This window comes from Methylosinus sp. RM1 (assembly GCF_011378635.1).
GTDB lineage: Bacteria > Pseudomonadota > Alphaproteobacteria > Rhizobiales > Beijerinckiaceae > Methylosinus > Methylosinus sporium.
Genome location: NZ_WOVC01000093.1, coordinates 1 through 2,248, shown reverse-complemented (window position 1 = coordinate 2,248; position 2,248 = coordinate 1). Strand labels below are relative to the sequence as shown.

1 protein-coding gene and 1 tRNA gene are annotated in these 2,248 nt (G+C 64.1%); one reads left to right on the top strand and one right to left on the bottom strand.

Features of this window, described 5'->3' with window-relative positions; translation table 11 throughout:
• The first annotated feature begins 212 nt into the window (after positions 1-212).
• Positions 213-1,631, top strand: a complete 1,419-nt coding sequence (locus FMZ75_RS21010) for an aminotransferase class V-fold PLP-dependent enzyme (protein WP_166146235.1) — start codon at positions 213-215, stop codon at positions 1,629-1,631.
• A 327-nt stretch (positions 1,632-1,958) separates the two neighbouring features.
• Here the strand turns inward: FMZ75_RS21010 and FMZ75_RS21005 are convergent.
• Positions 1,959-2,034 (bottom strand) — tRNA-Thr (locus tag FMZ75_RS21005).
• Between the last annotated feature and the right edge of the window lie 214 nt (positions 2,035-2,248).

The window sequence follows — 2,248 nt, the reverse complement described above, 5'->3', positions numbered from 1 at the left end:
CGCACGAAAACGCATTCGCCCCGAGTTCGTCATCACATGGTCGTTATGGCGACGAGCGCACCAAGCCGAAGCAAGGCGAGCCCATCTGAAAAAGCAACTGTAATGCTAAGCGAGACGACGACCGCGATTTGGCCGCAAGTTCCGGAATGCGCATTCCGGTCGGGCGCCTAATCTCGCGAGCGAACCGATACGCTCACGAGAGACCGAAACCAATGAGCAAAGCTCTGGACCACGCCTACCGCGCCGCGACCGCGTGGATCGATGGCCTCGACGAGCGGCCGGTGGCGGCGCGCGCGACGCGCGACGAACTCGCTGCGATCTTCGGCGGACCGCTGCCGGAGCTCGGAACCAGATCGGAAGAAGTCGTCGAATGGCTGACGCGCCATGCCGGCGACGGAATGCTCGGCAGCGCTGGCGGCCGCTTTTTCGCCTGGGTCATCGGGGGCGGCGTGGAGTCCGCGCTGGCCGCGGATTGGTTGGTCTCGACATGGGACCAGAATGCGGCGCTCTATGCCTGCAGCCCGGCCGCCTCGGTCATCGAGGACGTAGCCGGCGCATGGATCAAGGAATTGCTGGATCTGCCGCGAGAATCGTCCTTCGCGTTCACGACCGGCTGTCAGCTGGCGCATTCGACCTGCCTCGCCGCTGCGCGCCATGCACTGCTGAAGCGCGCCGACTGGGACGTGGAGCAGGACGGACTCTTCGGCGCGCCTCGTTTGACCATTCTAGCGAGTGAGGAAAGACATGGCTCGATCGATCGCGCGGCGCGCTGTCTCGGCTTGGGCGGCAGGGCGATCCAGCCGCTCGCGACTGATGATTCGGGAAGGATCGCGCCGATGGCGTTGGAACAGGCGATATCGCGCTCGGCCGATCCGGCGATCCTCGTCTTGAATGCCGCCGACCTCAATATCGGCGCCTGCGATCGATTCGCCGAGCTCATTCCGATGGCGCATTCGGCGGGGCTCTGGGTCCATGTCGACGGGGCCTTCGGGCTCTTTGCGCGCGCGAGCCGCGCGCATCGCCATCGCCTATCGGGCGTGGAGCTGGCCGATAGCTGGGCGACCGACGGCCACAAATGGCTCAACGTCCCTTTCGACTGCGGGATCGCGATCGTCAGAGATCGTGCGGCCCATCGCGCCGCGATGACGACCAGCGCCGCCTATATCGCGGCGCAATCGGACGCACGCGATCAGATCGACTGGAATCCCGAATGGTCTCGGCGCGCGCGCGGCGTCCCCGTCTATGCGGCGCTGAAGGAATTGGGACGCGAGGGAGTCGAAGCCCTGATCGATCGCTGCTGCGCGCATTGTGAGGCGCTGGTGGACGGGCTCGGCGCCCTCGCCGGTGTGGAGGTGCTGTCTCCGGCGAGCTTGAACCAGGGCCTCGTGCGATTCAATCGCATCGCCGACACGCCCGAAGAGAACGACGCCTTCACGGACGAAATCATCGCGAAGATCAACGCCACAGGCGAAGCCTTCTTTTCCAGCACGACATGGCGAGGCCGCCGCGCCATGCGCGTCAGCGTCGTGAACTGGCGCACGAGCGAGAGCGATATAGAGCGCGCAGTGGCGGCCGCCCGCGCCGCGCTCGCCCAATCGCACGCGGGCTCCTCTTTGCAAATCGAAGGTTAGCGCGCTCGTGTTGGAGGAACCGGGAGCGCGTAGCGCGGGAGCCATCATCTGCGCGAGTGAATTTCTGGTGCTGCGCGAACGGGAAAGCGCCTCGCCTTCGAACATGGGGAGCGCCGACTTGAGACGGATTGCTCCTGCATTCCGTCGACCGTTTGCCCGCGCCATGGTGCTTCGCCTGGAAAAAGGAGAGGCGCCTGATGGAGGCCCGCTCGGCAGATCATCCGCCACCCCGGAAGGCCCGATCCTCGCCGGCTTCTAAACGGCTTCTAAAAATAAATCTCGTTGGCTATTCGACGCTTCTAAAGTCGCACAACACATTGATTTTATTGGTGCCGGTTGCAGGATTCGAACCCGCGACCTACTGATTACAAATCAGTTGCTCTACCAGCTGAGCTAAACCGGCGTTTGGTCGTCGGGCACTCTATACGCCGACGCGCTTCGCCAGAAAAGAGCGCGGGCGGCAGGTTCGAAACCGACCGGCCCGTGTCTCGGCGCTACGAGCCGAACCAGGGCTCCGAATCCGGGTTAACGGGCTGAAGCGCCCAAGGCTGTGGCGAGATAATCGTCTCTCCATCCGGCGATTTTTCTGCGGAGCTTGATGCTCGTGCGCCTGGGCT

Coding starts and splice junctions, on each gene's coding strand:
- FMZ75_RS21010 (WP_166146235.1), top strand. CDS start 213: ATGAGCAAAGCTCTGGACCACGCCTACCGCGCCGCGACCGCGTGGATC.